At 64.1% G+C, this 17,268-nt stretch carries 14 protein-coding genes, 1 pseudogene and 2 riboswitches; of the genes and pseudogenes, 8 read left to right on the forward strand and 7 right to left on the reverse strand.

The window, feature by feature from the left end; translation table 11 throughout:
* Positions 1-11: 11 nt before the first annotated feature.
* Complete coding sequence (locus AB4Y35_RS19475) at positions 12-743, reverse strand: response regulator transcription factor (protein WP_342919856.1); 732 nt, start codon at positions 741-743, stop codon at positions 12-14.
* Positions 744-975: 232 nt separating this feature from the next.
* Here AB4Y35_RS19475 and AB4Y35_RS19480 point away from each other — a divergent pair, with 232 nt between their 5' ends.
* The 3 genes from AB4Y35_RS19480 (at position 976) to AB4Y35_RS19490 (ending at position 3,476) form a co-directional block, all read left to right on the forward strand.
* On the forward strand, positions 976-2,430 hold the full coding sequence (locus AB4Y35_RS19480) for an ATP-binding protein (RefSeq protein WP_368705527.1): 1,455 nt from the start codon (positions 976-978) through the stop codon (positions 2,428-2,430).
* A 7-nt stretch (positions 2,431-2,437) separates the two neighbouring features.
* Positions 2,438-3,142, forward strand: coding sequence for a response regulator (locus AB4Y35_RS19485; RefSeq protein WP_368705528.1), 705 nt, complete (start codon positions 2,438-2,440; stop codon positions 3,140-3,142).
* 136 nt (positions 3,143-3,278) lie between these two features.
* Positions 3,279-3,476: a DUF3562 domain-containing protein gene (locus tag AB4Y35_RS19490; protein ID WP_342919853.1), complete on the forward strand. Its 198-nt coding sequence runs from the start codon at positions 3,279-3,281 to the stop codon at positions 3,474-3,476.
* A gap of 81 nt (positions 3,477-3,557) precedes the next feature.
* Here AB4Y35_RS19490 and pstS read toward each other — a convergent pair whose 3' ends face one another.
* Complete coding sequence (gene pstS / locus AB4Y35_RS19495; RefSeq protein WP_368705529.1) at positions 3,558-4,583, reverse strand: phosphate ABC transporter substrate-binding protein PstS; 1,026 nt, start codon at positions 4,581-4,583, stop codon at positions 3,558-3,560.
* A gap of 230 nt (positions 4,584-4,813) precedes the next feature.
* Between pstS and AB4Y35_RS19500 the strand changes: the two genes are divergently transcribed.
* A complete protein-coding gene (locus tag AB4Y35_RS19500; protein WP_368705530.1) occupies positions 4,814-5,302 on the forward strand; it encodes a hypothetical protein in 489 nt (162 codons plus the stop codon).
* A 110-nt stretch (positions 5,303-5,412) separates the two neighbouring features.
* Here the strand turns inward: AB4Y35_RS19500 and AB4Y35_RS19505 are convergent, their stop codons facing one another.
* Positions 5,413-5,781 carry an NUDIX hydrolase gene (locus AB4Y35_RS19505; protein WP_368689958.1) on the reverse strand — a complete coding sequence of 123 codons (369 nt, stop codon included), beginning with the start codon at positions 5,779-5,781 and terminating at the stop codon, positions 5,413-5,415.
* 231 nt (positions 5,782-6,012) lie between these two features.
* Between AB4Y35_RS19505 and AB4Y35_RS19510 the strand changes: the two genes are divergently transcribed.
* Positions 6,013-6,924, forward strand: a complete 912-nt coding sequence (locus tag AB4Y35_RS19510; protein WP_342919849.1) for a CHAD domain-containing protein — start codon at positions 6,013-6,015, stop codon at positions 6,922-6,924.
* Between the two features lie 15 nt (positions 6,925-6,939).
* On the opposite strand, the gene AB4Y35_RS19515 is transcribed toward AB4Y35_RS19510, so the two are convergent.
* From AB4Y35_RS19515 to AB4Y35_RS19525, 3 genes and pseudogenes are all read right to left on the reverse strand, one after another.
* Positions 6,940-7,332, reverse strand: coding sequence for a hypothetical protein (locus AB4Y35_RS19515; protein ID WP_368705531.1), 393 nt, complete (start codon positions 7,330-7,332; stop codon positions 6,940-6,942).
* Positions 7,333-7,495: 163 nt separating this feature from the next.
* Positions 7,496-8,971 carry a YncE family protein gene (locus AB4Y35_RS19520; RefSeq protein ID WP_368705532.1) on the reverse strand — a complete coding sequence of 492 codons (1,476 nt, stop codon included), beginning with the start codon at positions 8,969-8,971 and terminating at the stop codon, positions 7,496-7,498.
* A 65-nt stretch (positions 8,972-9,036) separates the two neighbouring features.
* Positions 9,037-9,393: pseudogene (locus AB4Y35_RS19525) on the reverse strand (DUF305 domain-containing protein); the annotation flags it as partial.
* Between the two features lie 317 nt (positions 9,394-9,710).
* Here AB4Y35_RS19525 and AB4Y35_RS19530 point away from each other — a divergent pair.
* Entirely contained in the window at positions 9,711-11,294 is a 1,584-nt protein-coding gene (locus AB4Y35_RS19530) for an MFS transporter (protein WP_368705533.1), read from the forward strand.
* A gap of 159 nt (positions 11,295-11,453) precedes the next feature.
* Positions 11,454-13,415 (forward strand): phosphatase PAP2 family protein, encoded by a 1,962-nt coding sequence (locus tag AB4Y35_RS19535; RefSeq protein WP_368705534.1) that lies wholly within the window; start codon positions 11,454-11,456, stop codon positions 13,413-13,415.
* Positions 13,416-13,475: 60 nt separating this feature from the next.
* Here the strand turns inward: AB4Y35_RS19535 and AB4Y35_RS19540 are convergent, their stop codons facing one another.
* Positions 13,476-14,570, reverse strand: coding sequence for a porin (locus AB4Y35_RS19540; RefSeq protein WP_368705535.1), 1,095 nt, complete (start codon positions 14,568-14,570; stop codon positions 13,476-13,478).
* Between the two features lie 246 nt (positions 14,571-14,816).
* A riboswitch (cobalamin riboswitch) is annotated at positions 14,817-14,951 on the reverse strand.
* 90 nt (positions 14,952-15,041) lie between these two features.
* A riboswitch (cobalamin riboswitch) is annotated at positions 15,042-15,224 on the forward strand.
* 104 nt (positions 15,225-15,328) lie between these two features.
* Between AB4Y35_RS19540 and AB4Y35_RS19545 the strand changes: the two genes are divergently transcribed.
* Positions 15,329-17,260, forward strand: a complete 1,932-nt coding sequence (locus AB4Y35_RS19545) for a TonB-dependent receptor (protein WP_368705536.1) — start codon at positions 15,329-15,331, stop codon at positions 17,258-17,260.
* Positions 17,261-17,268: the final 8 nt, after the last annotated feature.

Raw genomic sequence — 17,268 nt, forward strand, 5'->3', positions numbered from 1 at the left:
CCGGGTTTTTTTCACGCGCGGGCAGCAGCCTGGTCCAGATCGGGAAGCGCGTCGTCAGGGCAAAACACATAACCATCCCTGTAACGCGTTTGAATATATTGGCGGCCGCAGGGCGACAGGCCGAGCAGCTTGCGCAGACGAAAGACGACGACGTCGACGCTGCGCGCGTGCAGCGACGAATTGCGATCGATCATGCTCACGATGCGCTCGCGCGAAAGCGGCCGCAGGCGGTTCGCGGCGAACACCGCGAGCACCGCGAGCACCAGCGGAGGCGCGGGAATCTTGAGGCCGTCCCTGAACAGCTGGTTGTCGATGGCGTCGAGTTCGAAGCCGTCGAAGACGTACTTCGTCTCTCTACGCGGCGACGCAGGGTAATCGATCTTGCAGCGCAATGCATGATGCAGGCGCGCGAGCAGTTCGCGCGGATCGAACGGATCGACCATATAGTCGTTGGCGCCGAATTCGAAAGCGAGCACCTTGTCGGCCACGTCGGCGGACTCGCTCACGATGATGGCGGGCGTCAGCCACCCTCGCTCACGCAGCGTGCGCAGCGCTGCGATGCCGTCGATCCTGAGCGCATCGTGCCGCAGGATGATGAGCGAAGGGGTTTCGCGCGCGAGACGCTGCTCCAGCCGCTCGACGCCATACAGCACCGACACCGCGATCTGCTGCCGCTGCAAATAAGTACGCAGGTCGTCCCGATACGCCTGATCGGGTTCGACAAGCAGCACGTGAATGTCCATCGATCTGTCCCTTCCTCTGTGATGCACGTCATTCCATCCGGATCCCGCGCACGAACGCATGGATGCGCTTCGATCTGCAGCGGATCATACGGAACAACGGTGCAGGAAAAAGAAGGGAAATCTGGAGAAAATGTGGATTCGGACGGGCCACGTACCCCTTACGGTACGCTTCGGGCGAAAATAGTGCCGAATAATTTCGCACTCGCCTCTATCGCTCCCTGCTGAACCCGTCATGAAAGTCAGCGTCACCTCCAAACTCTTCCTCGCGATTCTTTCGGCTTGCGTGCTCGCCGCGGTGGCCATGGGCGTCGCGATCCGGACGAGTTTCGAATTCGGCTTCGTGGATTTTCTGCAGGAGCAAAGTGCGAGCGAACTGGCGGCGCTCCAGCAGGAACTGGAAGCCTCGTACGCCCAGCATGGCAATTGGGATTTCGCTCGCGAGTCCACGCAAGACCGGCCTCCATTCGATGGCGGGCCGCCGCCAGGCGCGCCGCCGGGCGACGGCCGCCCGCCCGACGCGCCGGGCGGCTTCCACGGCGACGACGGCAACGGCGGTCCCTTCGCCCCCGGCCTTGCCGGACGCCCGCGGCCGTTTCGCCCGCCCTACACGCTTTACGACGCAAACATGAAGCGCGTCACGAGCGCGGGGCCGCCCCCGCCGCCCGACGCCGTACGCCATCCGCTGCGTGTCAAGGGCCAAACGGTCGGCTGGATCGCAGTGGCGGGACCCAACTCGCTCATCAACCAGGCGGAACAGCGCTTCAAGGACCGCCAGCTGCAGGCGACGTGGATCATCGTGGGCTTTACCGCGTTGCTCTCCGCCGCCATGTCGATCATCCTCGCGCGTACGCTGCTCACGCCGATCAAGCGGATCGTCACGGCCACGCATCGCCTCGCGGGCGGCGACTACGCCACGCGCGTGCCGGCCAAAGGCAGCGACGAATTGCAGATGCTCGCGAGCGATTTCAACCGGCTCGCGGCGTCGCTCGAAAAAGCCGAAAGCGACCGGCGCGACTTCATCGCCGATATTTCGCATGAGTTGCGCACGCCCCTCTCGGTGCTGCGCGGCGAGCTCGAGGCGATCGAGGACGGCGTGCGCCGACCCGACGCGGCGACCATCGCTTCTCTGCAGTCCGAAGTCGCGATGCTCAGCCAGCTGATCGACGACCTCTACGAACTGTCGCTGGCTGACATCGGCCAGCTCTCGTTCGAGAAAGTGCCGCTCGATCTCGTGCCTATCGTCGAAGCTTCGTGCGACGTATTTCGCGAGCGCCTCGCCGCCAAGGACATCGCGCTGGAATTCGATCCCGACGACGCGCACGCCACGCTCTCGGGCGATCCTTATCGCCTCACGCAACTGTGGAAAAACCTGCTGGAAAACGCGCTGCGCTACACCAATGCCGGTGGCCGCGTGAGGCTTTCGGTCACGTCGAACGACCACGACATCCATGTCGACGTTCAAGACTCGTTTCCGCCGGTTCCTGCGCCGCTGCTGCCGCATCTGTTCGACCGGTTCTTCCGCGTCGATCCATCGCGCAGCCGTCAAAGCGGCGGTGCGGGTCTCGGGCTCGCATTGTGCAAGCACATCGTGGAGCAGCACGGCGGCACCATCGAGGCATCGCGCTCCCCGCTCGGCGGGCTGCGGATCCTGGTCCAACTTCCTCGCCTACACACGCAACATGATTGATCCGACCATGCGGCCGTCCATCCTCATCGTCGAAGATGAGCCGAAGCTCGCGGCCCTGCTCGCCGATTACCTCGCGAAGGAAGATTTCGCCACGACGATCCTGGCGGACGGCCGCGAGGTCGTGCCCTACGTGCGCGAACATCAACCGTCGATGGTGCTGCTCGACCTGATGCTGCCCGGACGCAGCGGCCTCGACGTGTGCCGCGAACTTCGCACGTTCTCCGCCATTCCCGTGATGATCATCACGGCGCGCGTGGACGAAATCGACCGTTTGCTCGGGCTCGAACTGGGTGCCGACGACTACGTGTGCAAACCGTTCAGTCCGCGCGAAGTCGTAGCACGTGTGAAAGCGATCCTGCGTCGTGCCGAACTGCTGGCGCGCGCGCACCAGGAGGCGGAAGGCACCGTGGCCTCGCCGTTTTCGATCGATGTTACGCAACACGCCGCGCGCCTGGACGGCCGCGATCTGCACCTCACGCCCATCGAATTTCGTTTGCTCGCGCTGCTGCATTCGGGCCCGGGCCGCATTTACGCGCGCGACTTCCTTCTGCGCGCGCTATACGACGATCACCGGGTCGTGGCCGACCGCACGATCGACTCGCACGTCAAGAACCTGCGGCGCAAGATCCAGTCGATCCGGCCCGAGCAGGACATGATCCGCTCGATTTACGGTGTGGGTTATCGCCTGGAGATCGCGCCTGCCGGCGAATGAATTTGACAGGCTGTACACCGACGAATCCGCATCGAACGAGAGGCGCCGGTAGATAGGCTAAATGTATTGGCGTGCCGGACGCGCGATGCAGTCTAATGGCCTTCCCGCGTTCCCCTCTATACGCATGGAGGCATCGATGAACCAGCACGCCGCAGAAGAACTCGTAAAGGCGATTGCAGCCGAGACCCATGCTCCCATGGAGACCGTTTCCAGGATGTACGAAGAAACCTGGGCGGCATTCAGCGACGGCGCGCGCATCATGGATTACCTGACCGTACTGGTCGCGCGGCGCGTGCGCGAAAATCTGCGGAGTTTGCGCACAGACGCGCACTAGGCTCGTGCAGCCCCGAACGCTCCGAGTGGCGGGAGATGCAGGCGCGCGCCATGCATGCGCGCGCCCGCATTCCATTGCAGGTTAAGGTGCGATCGGCTTGCCGCTCGCGTCCTTGACCTTCTCCTTCCACTGCGACTTGATTTCGCTGACGACCGACTCCGGCAGCGAGATGTAGTCGAGGCTATCGGCGGCGGACGAGCCGTTCTTGAATGCCCAGTCGAAGAACTTGAGCGTTTCCTTGCCCTGCTCAGGCTTGTCCTGCGCCGTGTGCAGCAGCACGAAGGTCGCGCCGACCACCGGCCATGCGTCTTTGCCCGGCTCGTTGGTGAGGATCTGGTAGAACGACTTCTTCCAGTCCGCGCCGGCGGCCGCCGCCTTGAACGTTTCGGTGCTCGGCTGAACGACCGCGCCCGCTTCGTTCTTCATCGCGGCGTAGACCATGTGGTTCTGCTTCGCGTACGCCCACTCGACGTAGCCGATTGCGCCCGGCAGACGCTGCACGAAGGCCGCGACGCCGTCGTTGCCCTTGCCGCCCGTACCCGTCGGCCAGTTCACGGTCGTGCCTTCGCCGACCTTGCTCTTCCACTCGGGGTTGACCTTCGAGAGGTAATTCGTCCAGATGAAGCTGGTGCCCGAGCCGTCGGCGCGGCGCACCACGGCGATGTCGAGGTCAGGCAGCTTGACCTTCGGGTTCAGCGCGACGATGGCCGGATCGTTCCACTTCTTGATCTTGCCGAGGTAGATGTCGCCTAGCACCGGGCCCGACAGCGTGATCTCGCCGGCCTTGATGCCCGGCACGTTGATCGCCGGCACGACGCCGCCGACCACCGTCGGGAACTGGAAGAGGCCGTCCTTGGCCAGCTGGTCATCCTTGAGCGGGGCGTCCGAACCCGCGAAGTCGACGGTCTTGGCCTGAATCTGCTTGATGCCGCCCGACGAACCGATGCCCTGGTAATTCACCTTGCCGCCGCCCGACTTTTGATAGGCGTCGGCCCATTTCGTGTAGATCGGCGCTGCGAAGGTGCTGCCCGCGCCCGTGATGTCCGCAGCCTGGGCGATGCCCGTGCCCAGCGCGAGAATGACAATCGCAAAGAGACTGACTCTCATCCCGTACTCCTTAAAATCGTTATTGATGCGCTGGACGTTACGTACGCAATGTGACGATTGGGTGACACCGCAGCGGATCGCAAAAGAGAACTTATGGATGCTGATGTCACCATTCAGCAGACGTGTTAGCAAGGACTCACTGAACAAGTTCGAAGGCAGATCGCGGCGCGGGTGGAATGTCGCAATAAACCGTATATACTGTTTATACCGTTTTCAGACCGGAGATCGAGATGACTGTAGCGACCACACGCAAACCCACCAAGAAGGCGTTCCACTTCCCGAAGTCCGCGGCAGCCGAGGCAACCGCGGAAGCGCAAAGCGAAGCAGCAAAGCCCGCTGCGGCAGCTGCTGCGGAAGCGGCGGTAAAGTCCAAACGCAAAAAGGCGGTATCCAAAGCGGCGGCGAAGCCCGCTAACGGCGCTGCAGAGGCACCGGCTCCCGCTCCTGCAGCCGCGCCTGCGGAAAAGGTCAAGGCCAAGCGCGTGAAGAAAGACAAGGTCGTGCGCGACAGCTTCACGATGCCCAAGACGGACTACCAGCGCATCGCCCTCCTCAAGCGCAAGTGCCTGGAGGCCGGTGTTGCGGTGAGAAAGAGCGAGATTCTGCGCGCCGGCCTTCAACTGCTGGAAGCGGCCCCGCAGAAGCGGCTGCTGGCTGCGATCGAAGCGCTCGAGACCGTCAAGACGGGCCGTCCGGCCAAAGGCGACGAAAACGCCTGATGGGCGCGAAGCGTTGGTGACGATGGGCTTGAAGTATTGGCCTGAGGAAGGCAGATGCATCCGGATTGAACGCCGTGGGCGTTCAATCCCTCACCACGAGGGCCGTGGTGTTACTTCCTGCGCCGCTGGTTGATCAGCCGCACGATATCGGTTGTTGGTCCGCTGGTGAGCAGGCGCGGGATGTCGTCGAGATGGACCCATCGACACCTGGCGATCTCGCTGCTCGGCCGTGCCTTGGCCTGCCTCGGTATTTCGCAGGAGAACACGTGATGGTGTTTCTGCTTGCCGCGAATGTCGAACAGGTACCTGGCCGACTTGCCCAGCAGCCGCGTCTCCTCCTTGAGTTCCCGAAGCGCGGTCTCCGTAAGATGCTCACCGCGCTTCAATATGCCACCCGGTAGTGCCCACTTCGACTGACTGCGTGCTACCAGGAGTATTCGCTTACCTCTACGACAGATCACGGTGGCCCGTTTCTTCAACTCGAACTCCCACTTCGTTCCGGGGGGCGCTTCTCGATGCATCCGTAAAGCAACGCCTGACGTAGGTAAGCATCGTAATACAGAAAATCAGAAGTTCAACCTGCGGGTGACGCAAAGGCTGTCAACTTGTCAGAATTTGCACACTTCATCAAATCGTCACAAAGATTAGATTGCCAACCGGCCATATGGTATGGTTTGGGCCAACCCGTTTTTGTGAGACTCGAGGTTGAAATGGATATGGACGGTGACTGGCCGCTGCCACGGCCGCGCACTCGCTTCAGAATCGATCGGCGCCGCTCCGCTGCGTCACTCACCAGCAAGACCTCCATCGCCAGCACCTTCTCGTCATTGGCCATGCCAGTGGTCGTCGAGGTGGTGCAAAGAACGAAATCCCTCGCAACAGAAGTCGACCCCGAAGCGTTTCATCAGCTTCGGGTGGCCTTCAGAAAACTTCGTGCCTTGTATTGGGCGTACTCGCCCTGGCTCGGCGAGGAAGCCACCGCGCACGCCAGCGAAGAATTCAAGCGCCTGGCCGCCGTGGCGGGCGGCACGCGCGACTGGGACATCGCAGGCGATCTCCTCAAAACCGCACAGAAGTCAGACGCCTCCATCGAACTGCTCGTGAGCGCCGCGCGCGAGAAGCGCGCGCAAGCGGTGGCGCATAGCCAGGCCATGATCAAGAGCGACGCCGTCGAGGCATTTCTGAACGACGCCGTGCTGCGCGCGCAAACCACGCTGCAGTCGAGTTGCGATGATCTGCCGATCCGCGCGTTTGCCAGGCGGCGAGTCCGCATGGCGCAGCGCACGCTTCGAAAGCGCAGCAGACGCGCCGCGCGAAGCGAGGCCGGCCACGAGGAGAGTCTTCATGACGTGCGCAAGGCCGGTAAAAAGCTGCGCTATCTGCTCGAGTTTTTTCAACCCGTGATCAAAGGCGGGCACGAGCGCACCATCAAGGAGCTCACGTCCGTGCAAAAGACGCTGGGGGAGTTCAACGACATTGCCGCGAGCGAGACCTTGATCCGCAACACGACATTCGACGAGGTGCCTGCCGACATCGTCGAGAAGTCATTGCAGTGGCTGGAAGCCATGAAGTACCAGCGAATCGACGTGGCCTCGCGAAGGGTGAGAGCCATTACCGACTGAACCAGCAAGCTGCCATCACTGGCAGGTCACGACGCTAACGGGCAGATTCTCACTCGCCGTACCGAGCCGCTCGCGCGACGCGGTGGTGATGGAACCGCCGGGCGGTATGCATTCCGATTGTCCCATTCCCCCGCCTTCCGTTTGCGGCGCGCCGTTGTTGAACGACTGCCACGTGATGATGACGGATGCGCCGCAGTTGTTGATCAGGTCGGTGTAGTCGAGTCCCAGTCTGGCATTTTTCCCGCGATATTCGCGGTCGACGCAGTCCGTCGAAAGCTCGCTCGGTTCGAAGCCAGGTGAGGCGGTGGGCGCCGCGCGATCGCCGGCGGCATTGGCCGTGCCATGCACCAGAAGGATCAGGAGCAGGACGGTAAGCTGGCTGTTAGCCAGATTGCGGGAAGCGCTCATTGCGTCACCTCGCTTTCGGGTACCGATCACCGTCAGTTAGCTTCCCGCAGAAGCAGGCGTCAAGCGTCGGGCGCTTCCGTACGTGGGCAAACAAACAGTGTCGCCCGCGAGCCGTAAGTCTTTACTAAGGAATTCGAAATGACGAAGACGATTCCTGGGATCTTCACAAGGCCTGCACCTGCACTGCCGGTCCGGGCGCGCCGCCCACGCTCGGCGCGATCACGAGATATCGTCGGTGATCGGACACGCCCGGCGTGCCAGGCACGACGACCTGTCGAATCTGCCCCAGCGTGTTGACGATCGCGGAGCCGGCCGGGTTGGCCTTGAAGCTCGCGAGGACGTCGATGCGGCCACTGCCGTCGGCGTGGTCCGAAAGTCCGAGGAAATACGGCTGGCCCGCCTGCAATCCCGTCACCGCAGCCTGCAGCACCTGCAGCAATCCCTGATCGAACAACGCCACCGAAGTGGGCGCAGCGCCACGGTCGGCCGCGGCGTCACCCACCGGAACCAGCATGACGTGTGTTGCCTCGCCCGCCGCGCCGAGCGGCTGCGTGTTGGCCGTACCGTCGCCATCCGGCACGGCGTCCGGCACGTACGCCACGGCTTGCGGCGCCTGGCCGACCGGCACCGTGGCGACGACCTGGTTGGTCAGCGTGTCGATTGCCGTCAGCGCATCGCCGTTTTCGAGGCCCACGTAGACACGCGTGCCGTCGCCCGACGGCCAGATGCCGTGCGGCAGGCTGCCGACCGCAATGGTCGCCACCTGCGAGAAGTCGTCGGTGCGGAACACCTTGATCTGGTTCAGGCCGCCCACCGTCACGTACGCAAACATGCCGTGGGCGTTCTGCACGATGTTCACATGATTGGTGATCGGCCCCGTATCGAGCGTTTTCAGCAGCGCAAACGGCGGGCGGGCGTCGAACACCTGCGTCTTGCCCACATCCTTCAACGTGAACCAGACCTGCCGGCCATCCGGCGTCGCCGCGATGTTCGGGCAGAACGGGCTCGCCTGTGTGACGCGGGCCACGACCTTGTGATCGGCTACCGAAACGACATCGGTTTCCGGGTTGAACGACGAGCAGATATACCCGTACTTTCCATCGGGCGAGAAGATCTGCATGCCCGGCCCGGCTGGCACGACAATGCGCGTCTTCTCCTCGAAGGTCTTGCCGTCGAGCACATCGACGTAATTCTCACCGCGCACGGTCACCCACACCTCCTTGCCGTCGGGCGTGAAGAAGGCCTCGTGCGGGGAGCGGCCCACATAGGTCACGTGCTTGACCGCATTGGTTTGCGTATCGATGAAGCTCACCGAGTTCGAGCCGATGGAGACAATGGCCAGCGTGCGGTGATCGGGAGAAAAGCCCATCCCGTGCACGAGCAACTGACCGTGATAGAGCGGGCTGAAGTTGGCCGGAGTCGGTTCACCGAGGCGGATGACACCGACCAGACGATTGGCCGCGGGGTCGATGATCGACACGGTGTTCGAAAACTGATCAGACGAATAAACGCGGTCCCGATGGCTCACCGGAATATCGGCGGCCGCGAGCGAACCGGGGACCTGCCCCGCCTCGGCGAGCGTGGCGGCGGCAAGCGCGACGGCGGTCAGGGCCGCGCCAAGCATGGCGTTGGTTTTCATGACGTTGTCTCCTGCGTTTTGATGCGAGTGGGTCAGTGCGACATAGGCGCCGGGTTCGCGTCATGCACCGCGAGGCGCATGGCAACGATCTCCTGCTGTTGCTCGACCACGATCTCCTGGGCGATCCGGCGTAACTGTTCGTTGTGTCCATGCCGCAGTTCCGCCATGGCCATATCGATGGCCCCCTGGTGATGGGGAATCATTGTTGCGACGAAATCGCGGTCGATGTCGCCCGTGGGCCTGGCCGCCATCCCCGCCATCATCTTCGTCATGGCGGCGTCGTTTTCAGAGAGAAACGAGCCTTCTTCACTATCGCGAGACGATCCCGCGTCACCCGACGACGCGGCGCATAGACCGGCCAGGGAAAGCACGGCCGCACCGCTCACCGTTGCCCGCAAAACGAGTCGAATTGCAGCGTTCATGACGTCCCCTCCGTATCGGTCGAATCCCGTTCGACGTGAAGGCAAACAACGGACTCACCGATTTACTCCATGCCTGGCGAAATTGAATTGCGGATCGACGAACCGCGAAACGTTGGCAAACGCTTCCCGGCTCACGAGCCTCGCGCGGGCCCGGTGGAATAACTTCCTTGATAGCGCGTTCGCCCCGTGACATTCGCGTAAGCGGGCGTACCATCATTGCACAGCGCGAGAAGGTCGCACGCGCGGGCCCGACCGATTGATCTTTTGCCGGGCACCGCATAGCAGATTAGCCGCGTCGCCGCGGTGAGGAGCGCTACATGGCCACGAGCATTGGGCTTCACGATCAAGCGCGGCAGCTGTTGCCGTTTCGCGAGTCGGTATTGGCGATGCTCGGCGTCGCATCGGTTTCGATGCTGATCGCGCTCGACCAGACCATCGTCGGCACCGCACTGCCGCGCATCGTCGCGGAGCTCAAGGGCTTCGAGCTCTATGCATGGGTCGCGACGGCTTACATGCTTGCGTCGGTCATCACGATTCCGATCTTCGGGCGTCTGGGCGATCTGTTCGGCCGCAAGCCCTTCATGCTGGCAGCCATCCTGCTCTTCACCCTCGCCTCGGTGCTCTGCGGGATCGCGACCAACATGCTGTTTCTCGTGCTCGCGCGCGGCCTGCAGGGCATCGGCGGCGGCATCATGATGGGGACGGTGTTCGCGACCGTCGCCGACCTGTTCCCCGATCCGCGGCTGCGCCTGCGCTGGCTGGTGTTCGTCTCCTCTGCGTTCGGCCTGGCGAACGTGGTCGGGCCAACGCTCGGGGGCATGTTGACCCAGCACGGCAGCTGGCGCCTCGTGTTCTTCGTCAACGTGCCGGTGGGCGTGGTGGCGCTCTTCTTCGTGCACGCTTTCCTGCCGCATCTGCACCATGCCCGCGAAGGCGCGCGGCTGCGTCTCGACTGGCTCGGCGCGTGCGTCGTCGCCGTCACGTTCGGCGCGCTGCAGCTCGCCATCGAGCTTTTGCCGAGGCAGGGCTGGACGACTTCGACGATCGTGCTCGCCGTGATCGTGCTGGTGTGTTCGCTGACGCTTTTCTTCTGGGAAAAGCGCATGGGCTATCCGATCATCCCCGTGGACATGCTGCTCGACCGCAAGCTCGGGCCGCTCTTTGCGATGTCGGTGCTGGGCGGGTTTGCGTTGTTCTCGCTCGTGTTCTATGTGCCGCTGCTGTTCCAGGGCGGCTATGCGATGTCGCCGCGCGCCTCGGGCATGCTGATCACGCCGCTGCTGCTCGGCACGACGGTCGGCAGTTTCGTGAACAATCGCGTGGTCACGCGCATCCGGCGCGCCAACGCGATCCTCTACGTCGGCTTCGCGTTGTCCGCTTTCGCGAGCCTCGCGGTGGTCGTGCTGCGAGGCAACGAGCCGCACCTCGTGTGGATGGCGTGCATGGGCGCGAGCGGCCTGGGGCTGGGCCTCGTGGGCACGAGCCTCACGGTCTGCTCGCAGCAGATCGTCTCGCGCGACCATCTCGGCGCTGCCACGGCGATGCTGCAATCGCTGCGCACGTTCGGCGGCATGCTGGGCACGGCGATGACGGGCGCGCTGCTCGGGCATGTTTACACCATGGGCGTGAATCGCTCGCTCGACTCGTATCAGGCGACGCAGTGGTTCAAGTCGTTTGCGAGTCCCGAACTGCTCGTGGACCGCGCCGACCAGGCCGCGCTGATCAGCCGCCTCGTGAGCGCCGGCCACGCCGGCGACGCGATGATGAACTCGGCGCGCAGCGCGCTCGTGGACTCGATCCATATGGGCCTGATCGTCGCTGCCGTGGCCGCGCTGGCCGGCCTGTGTCTCGCGTGGTTCGTGCCGCCCGTGCGGGTCGGTTATCTCGAGGCGCAGCCGTAAATGAACGACGCAAAATATTTCACCGGCACTTCATTTCTATTACCGTTTAACATCAGCGTAATAAATTAGTAATTAGGGAGTAATCGAGGGTAAGCATAATTCGCCGCCGTCAGTCACAAATAATCACACAGCATCAATCACGACGACGGAGCCCTCAGCATGCCCGCATCACGCCATCGAATTGCACTGCCGGTCTACCTGGCAGTGCTTACCAGCGTTGCCGCGCTGACCGCCTGCGGAGGCGGCAATAGCGATCCCGCCACCACTGCCGCCATTCCCGCGCCGCCTGCCGACCCCGGCTTCGTGGACAACGCACCGATTCCCGACGTCCCCGCCTTCGTCGACAACATCGCGACCAACCAGCGCGGCGACGCGCGCTACGCCACGCTCGCGACCAACGCGGGCGTGCGCGTGGTGGCACGCTTCCTCGATCTCTGGCAGCCGCTCACGCTGCTCGTGGACGCGGGCGTTTCCGCGCCGGCCAACGGCACGTTCCCCGCGGTCGTGCAGTCGACGTGGACGGGCGTCCCCACCGACGGCACGCCCAACGGCACGATCCTCAACAGCACGGTGCTGAACGCGAACATCCAGTACGTCGTGACCGCAACGACGCAGCGCAGCCAGGCGCAGGCCGACGCGGCCTACTACGACGACCGGCGCGGCAAGGGCTACAGCGTGACCGACGGCATGGGGCCGCTCACCGCCGCCTGGCGCTCGGCTGCGCAGCAAACCACGAGCATCACATCGATTCCCGCGGACGCGACCACGACGCTCTACAACGACTCGGGCAACAACACGGGCGTGGGCAGCACGAGCAACGCGACCTTCGGCAAGGTGGTCGACCTGCTCAACACGATGGGCAACAACGCTTCCACCGAGCCCGCCAAGCGCTTCTACAAGTACGCGCGGCCGTTCCGCTGGAGCACGAGCGTCGTGGTCGATCCCACGCTCGTGCCGGCCATCAGCACGACGCCTTCGACGGACGGCGGCTTCATCAGCGGCCACGAAGCCGAAGCCATGCGCGACGCGATGACCATGGCGTACCTCGTGCCCGAGCGCTACCAGGAAATGGCGAGTCGCGGCCTCGAACTCGGCGAAAACCGCATTCTCGCGGGCATGCATTCGCCGCTCGACGTGATCGGCGGCCGCATGTTCGCGCTGGCTGCCACTGCCGCGAATCTCTACGACCCCGCGAACGCCACGCTCAAGAGCGCGGCCTACGCGCAGGCGCACAGCGCGCTCGAACAGGCCACCGGCACGAGCGCCACGACCTTCCCCGCCTTCGCGCATTCGGCCACGACCGCGACCGACCGCTTTGCCGACTATGCGACCAACAAGTCGGAATTTGCGCGCCGTATGACGTTCGGCTTCAGCCAGATCGAATCGACCGAAGCACCGCCCGTCGTGCCGAAGGGCGCCGAGGTGCTGCTCGAAACGCGCTTCCCGTACCTGAGCGCCAGCCAGCGCCGCGTCGTGCTGAAGACGACCGAAGTCGTCTCGGGCTATCCGGTCATGGACGACACCGAAGGCTGGGGCCGTCTGAACATGTTTAGCGCTGCAGACGGTTATGGCGCGTTCAGCGGCAACGTGATCGTGGCCATGGACGCGACCCAGGGTGGCTTCAACGCCGCCGACACCTGGCGCAACGACATCGCCGGCTCGGGCAAGCTCACGCTGCAGGGCAGCGGCACGCTCACGCTCGCGGGCAACAACAGCTATACGGGAGGCTCGCAGGTGAGCGGCGGCGTGCTCGCTGCAGCGTCGACCACGGCCTTCGGCAACGGCGACGTGTACGTCGGGTCGGGCGGCGGCGTGGCCGTGGCGACGAGCGCGCCGTTGACGGTGGCGGGCAAGTATACGCAGCTCGACGGCACGACGCTCGAACTCGACATCGACGGCAACGGCGGCGGACGCCTGCGCGTGGGCGGCCAGCTCACGGTGGCGGGCGGCACGCTGCATGTGAAGTTCGTGAACGGCTATACGCCGAAGGCGGGCGACACGATCGACGTGATCGACGGCAGCGGCGCATCGGTGAAATTCGCAACGGTCACGGTGGATGGTTTCAAGGCCACGCCCGTTTATTCTTCGACCGGCGTTTCGGTGAAGCTCTCGGCCTCGTGATGTAGTCACTCAGCAAAGCGGCCCCGAATCGCGATGGTTCGGGGCCGCTTTGCGTGTGAATCAGAAGCGATGCCGGATGCCCGCCGCCACGAGCACCTGGTTGCGGCCGCCCGACGGGTCGCAGGTGTTGATCATCGCAAACGCACCGGACGACGCGCGCTGATAGACGGCCTCGGTATACACGTCCGTGCGTTTCGACAGCTGATAGTCGGCCTGCAGCGCACCTTGATGCCAATGTGCGGAGGTCGCGCCCGTATAGGCATACATGCCCGCCAGCGAGAACGCGGGCGTCACCTGCCAAAGCGCATTCACTTCGTAGTTGCTGAAGGCGATCGACGGCAGCGGCACGCCGCCATCGGCCTCGCTCACACCCGTATGAATGGAACGTGACCAGGCTGCGCCGAGCGTCACGTCGCCGAGCGCGTAGCTCATGCCCGCGCCAATGGTGTCTTCGCGCTGCACCGCGACCTCAGTCGGCACGAGGCCCGCACCCGGCAGCACCGACGTGTCGTACGCACCCACCGAAGAGGCGCCGCGTCCGTCGATGTGCATCCAAGCCACGCCGGCGCTGAACGGGCCGCCCTCGTAATGCGCGCCGAAACCGTAGGCGCGGTTCTGCGCAAAGCGCCCCGCCGCGTTCGAAAACGCGTACATCGCGCCGGCGCTGAAACCGCCGTATGTGGCGCTCGCGAACTTCACGGCGTTCGAGGCGAGCCACGAATTGTTGGCGTTGTCGTTGTCGAACGGGTGCGCGAATGCCGTGCCGCCCGCACCGCCCGTCAGCGTAAACGGGGCGAAGTAGTCGTGCATCGTGTCGTACTGACGGCCCAGCGTGATCGTGCCAAATCGTTCGGATTGCAGACCAACATAGAACGGATGGTCGTTGAAGGCTTCGCCGGAGGTGACCGAGAAACCGCGCTCGAGGCGAAAGATCGCAGCGTTGCCGCCGCCGAGATCCTCGCTGCCCTGCAGGCCCCAAAAACTGCCGTCGATCAGGCCCGAGCCTGCGCGATACTGGCTGCGGCCCGCAACGTCGCTGACATAGTCGACGCTAGCGTCGATCTCACCGTACAACGTGACCTGCTGCGCCGAGGCGCCGGCGCCTGTGAATGCCAACGCCGCCCCGCCGAGGGCGGCCAGAATGTGCTTGTTCATGAGTCTTCTTGTTTGTGCTTGTAAAGAATGCATGGACGAGCGCCGTCAGCCCTCGCTTGTTGCGGCGAGGTGCCCCGACGTCGTCGTTAATCTGTCAATTTCCAGCGTGCTTTTGAACAGCGAACGCCTGGTGGCCCGTGAGCGGTCTACGCCGCATCGGGGCCGGTGGTGGCGGCCGGATTGGCCCGCTTTTCCAAGGTAGGAGGGTGTGCATTGACGGCTCCTTGGGTTACGCGCCCGGGAATGAGTCGTGAAATAAACGTAGCGAGGTCTGACTTCTGGCTCGATTGACAGCCAGTCACAGTGGCGCGACCGCGCCGGATTCTCACCGGCTTCCCTGCTGCGTTTCGCTCGTGCAGCGCCTACGCGCGAAAAACAGCTGCAAGGATAGCGTAAGTTGCGGGAGCGGCCAAACCGGGTGTTTTCGCCACACGACACACGTCAAAGGTTGACGCGGCGAATGCGCGGCCATTACCCTTGCGCGCTGATGGTTCCCGGCGACGGGATCAAAAGGGAACGCAGTGCAAGACTGCGGCTGCCCCCGCAACTGTTAGCGGCGAGTCCATGCCAGAGCGTGCCACTGGGAAACCGGGAAGGCCGGCAACGGACGTCGACCCGCGAGCCAGGAGACCTGCCATCAGCCGAGTCCAGCAGCCGCAGCGGGCGGGGATCCCCAATGCGCAAAAGCACCGCCCACGCGGCGATCGCCCGTTGCACGGACAGCCCGTTTTTCAGGAGCTGTTTCCAGCCACCGCATCATGAAGTTTCGCCAATTCGTTTTGACTTCCGCCGCGCTCGCCTGTGCGTGGCAATCCGCGCATGCCGCGGACGCATCGCCCACCCAGACACAGCAGCAAGCCGGCGACGGCACCACGCTGCCCAATATCCTCGTCGTGGGCGACGCGCAGCATCTGCCGCAATCGTTCGACCAGCGCTACGCAAGCACCCAGGTGCTCACGCGCGAGGACCTCGACCGCGTCTCCCCCGCCGACCCCAGCATCGCGCAGGCGCTCGCCACGCTGCCCGGCGTCACCGTCTCGCAGACCGGCGGGCCGGGGTCGTACACGGGGGTGAGCATCCGCGGGTCGTCGGCCGACCAGGTGGCCGTGTTCATCGACGGCATACGCATAGGCTCCGTCACCACGGGCACGGCCGAATGGGCCGATCTGGCGACCGCCTCGTTCGACCGCGTCGAAGTGATCTCGGGCCCCGCAGCCGCCTCGTTCGGCGCGGATGCCGTGGGCGGCGTCGTGCAGCTCTTCACGCGTCATGCGTCGAACCAGCCGAACCAGACCACCGTCTCGTTCGGCGGCGGCTCGAACAAGACCTTCGACACGCAGGTGCGCACCTCGGGCACGATCGGCTCGACCGGGCCGCTTTCCGCACTGAGCGGCCTCACCTACTCGCTGGGCCTGCACGACTACAACACGGCGGGCATCGACGCGACCCAGCCCTGGGCCTACGGCCACGAAGACGGCCGCAACGCGTACCACGCGCAGAACCTGGACGCGCGCCTTGGCTACGCGCACGACAACTGGTCGATCTCGACCTTCGCGCTCTACCACCGCTCCGATCTCTCGTACGACAACGCGGGGGGCAACGACCGCCAGCGCGACAACCAGCTCACGACCGGCCTCGCGTTCCACCTCGACATCACGCCGACCACGCAGTTCGACCAGTCGGTGGGCTACGCGACGGACCGTCAGTTCCTCTATTCGAACGACCCGACGATCCCGACCGACGAGATCGACTCGACGCGCTTTTCCACCTCCACGTCGATCACGCATCAGGAAAGAGGCCACACGCTCTTCGGCATGCCGCTCGACGGCGAGACCAAGCTCGCCTACGACTACACGCGCGAGATGGCGTTCCTGCCCGTGGATGTGCCGGGCGGCCTGCCCGCGCGCAACGATTCGGCCGTGTCGATGCATCAGTCCACCACGCTCGGGCCCGTCACGCTGTTTCTGGCGGGGCGGCACGAGATCGTGCAGGGGCAATCGGTGAATACGGGCAACGTCGCACTGTCGTGGGCGATCACGCCGGTCTACACGGCGCGCGTTTCGTACGGCAACGCGTTCCGCCTGCCGACCTTCAACGACCTCTACTATCCGGGCTACTCGAACCCCAACCTGCTGCCCGAACGCAGCGATTCGGTCGAAGCCGCGCTCGACGCCACCACGTCGATCGGCACGTTCACGGCAGCCGTGTACGACACGCGCGTGCACGACCTCATCACGTACAACTCGCAGACCTTCCTGCCCGTGAACGTGGGCCGCGCGCACATTCAGGGGCTCGACCTCTCGTACAAGGGCACGCTCGGCAAGTCCACGCCGGTGAGCCTCACGGTGGGGATCCTGAATCCGCAGGACGTGACCGACCAGACCTGGCTCAATCGCCGCCCGCGCCAGACGGCGAGCCTGAGCGTGGATCACACATGGGACGAGTTCCAGCTCCACGCGCTCAGTACCGGCGTTTCGCTGCTGTATAACGGCTCGACGTTCGACGACCAGCTCAACACGATCTACCTGCCTTCGTGGACCACGGTGAGCCTGCGCGCGTCGTACAAGGTCAATGCGCATCTCGCGCTTTCGGCCACGCTGGCGAACGTGTTCAACCGGCAGTACGTGACCGCATACGGGTACAACACGCTGGGGCGCACGGCGTTTGGCAAGGTGACCTATACGTTCTGAGCGTTGCG

Source organism: Paraburkholderia sp. EG286A (assembly GCF_040965375.1).
Classification (GTDB): Bacteria; Pseudomonadota; Gammaproteobacteria; order Burkholderiales; family Burkholderiaceae; genus Paraburkholderia.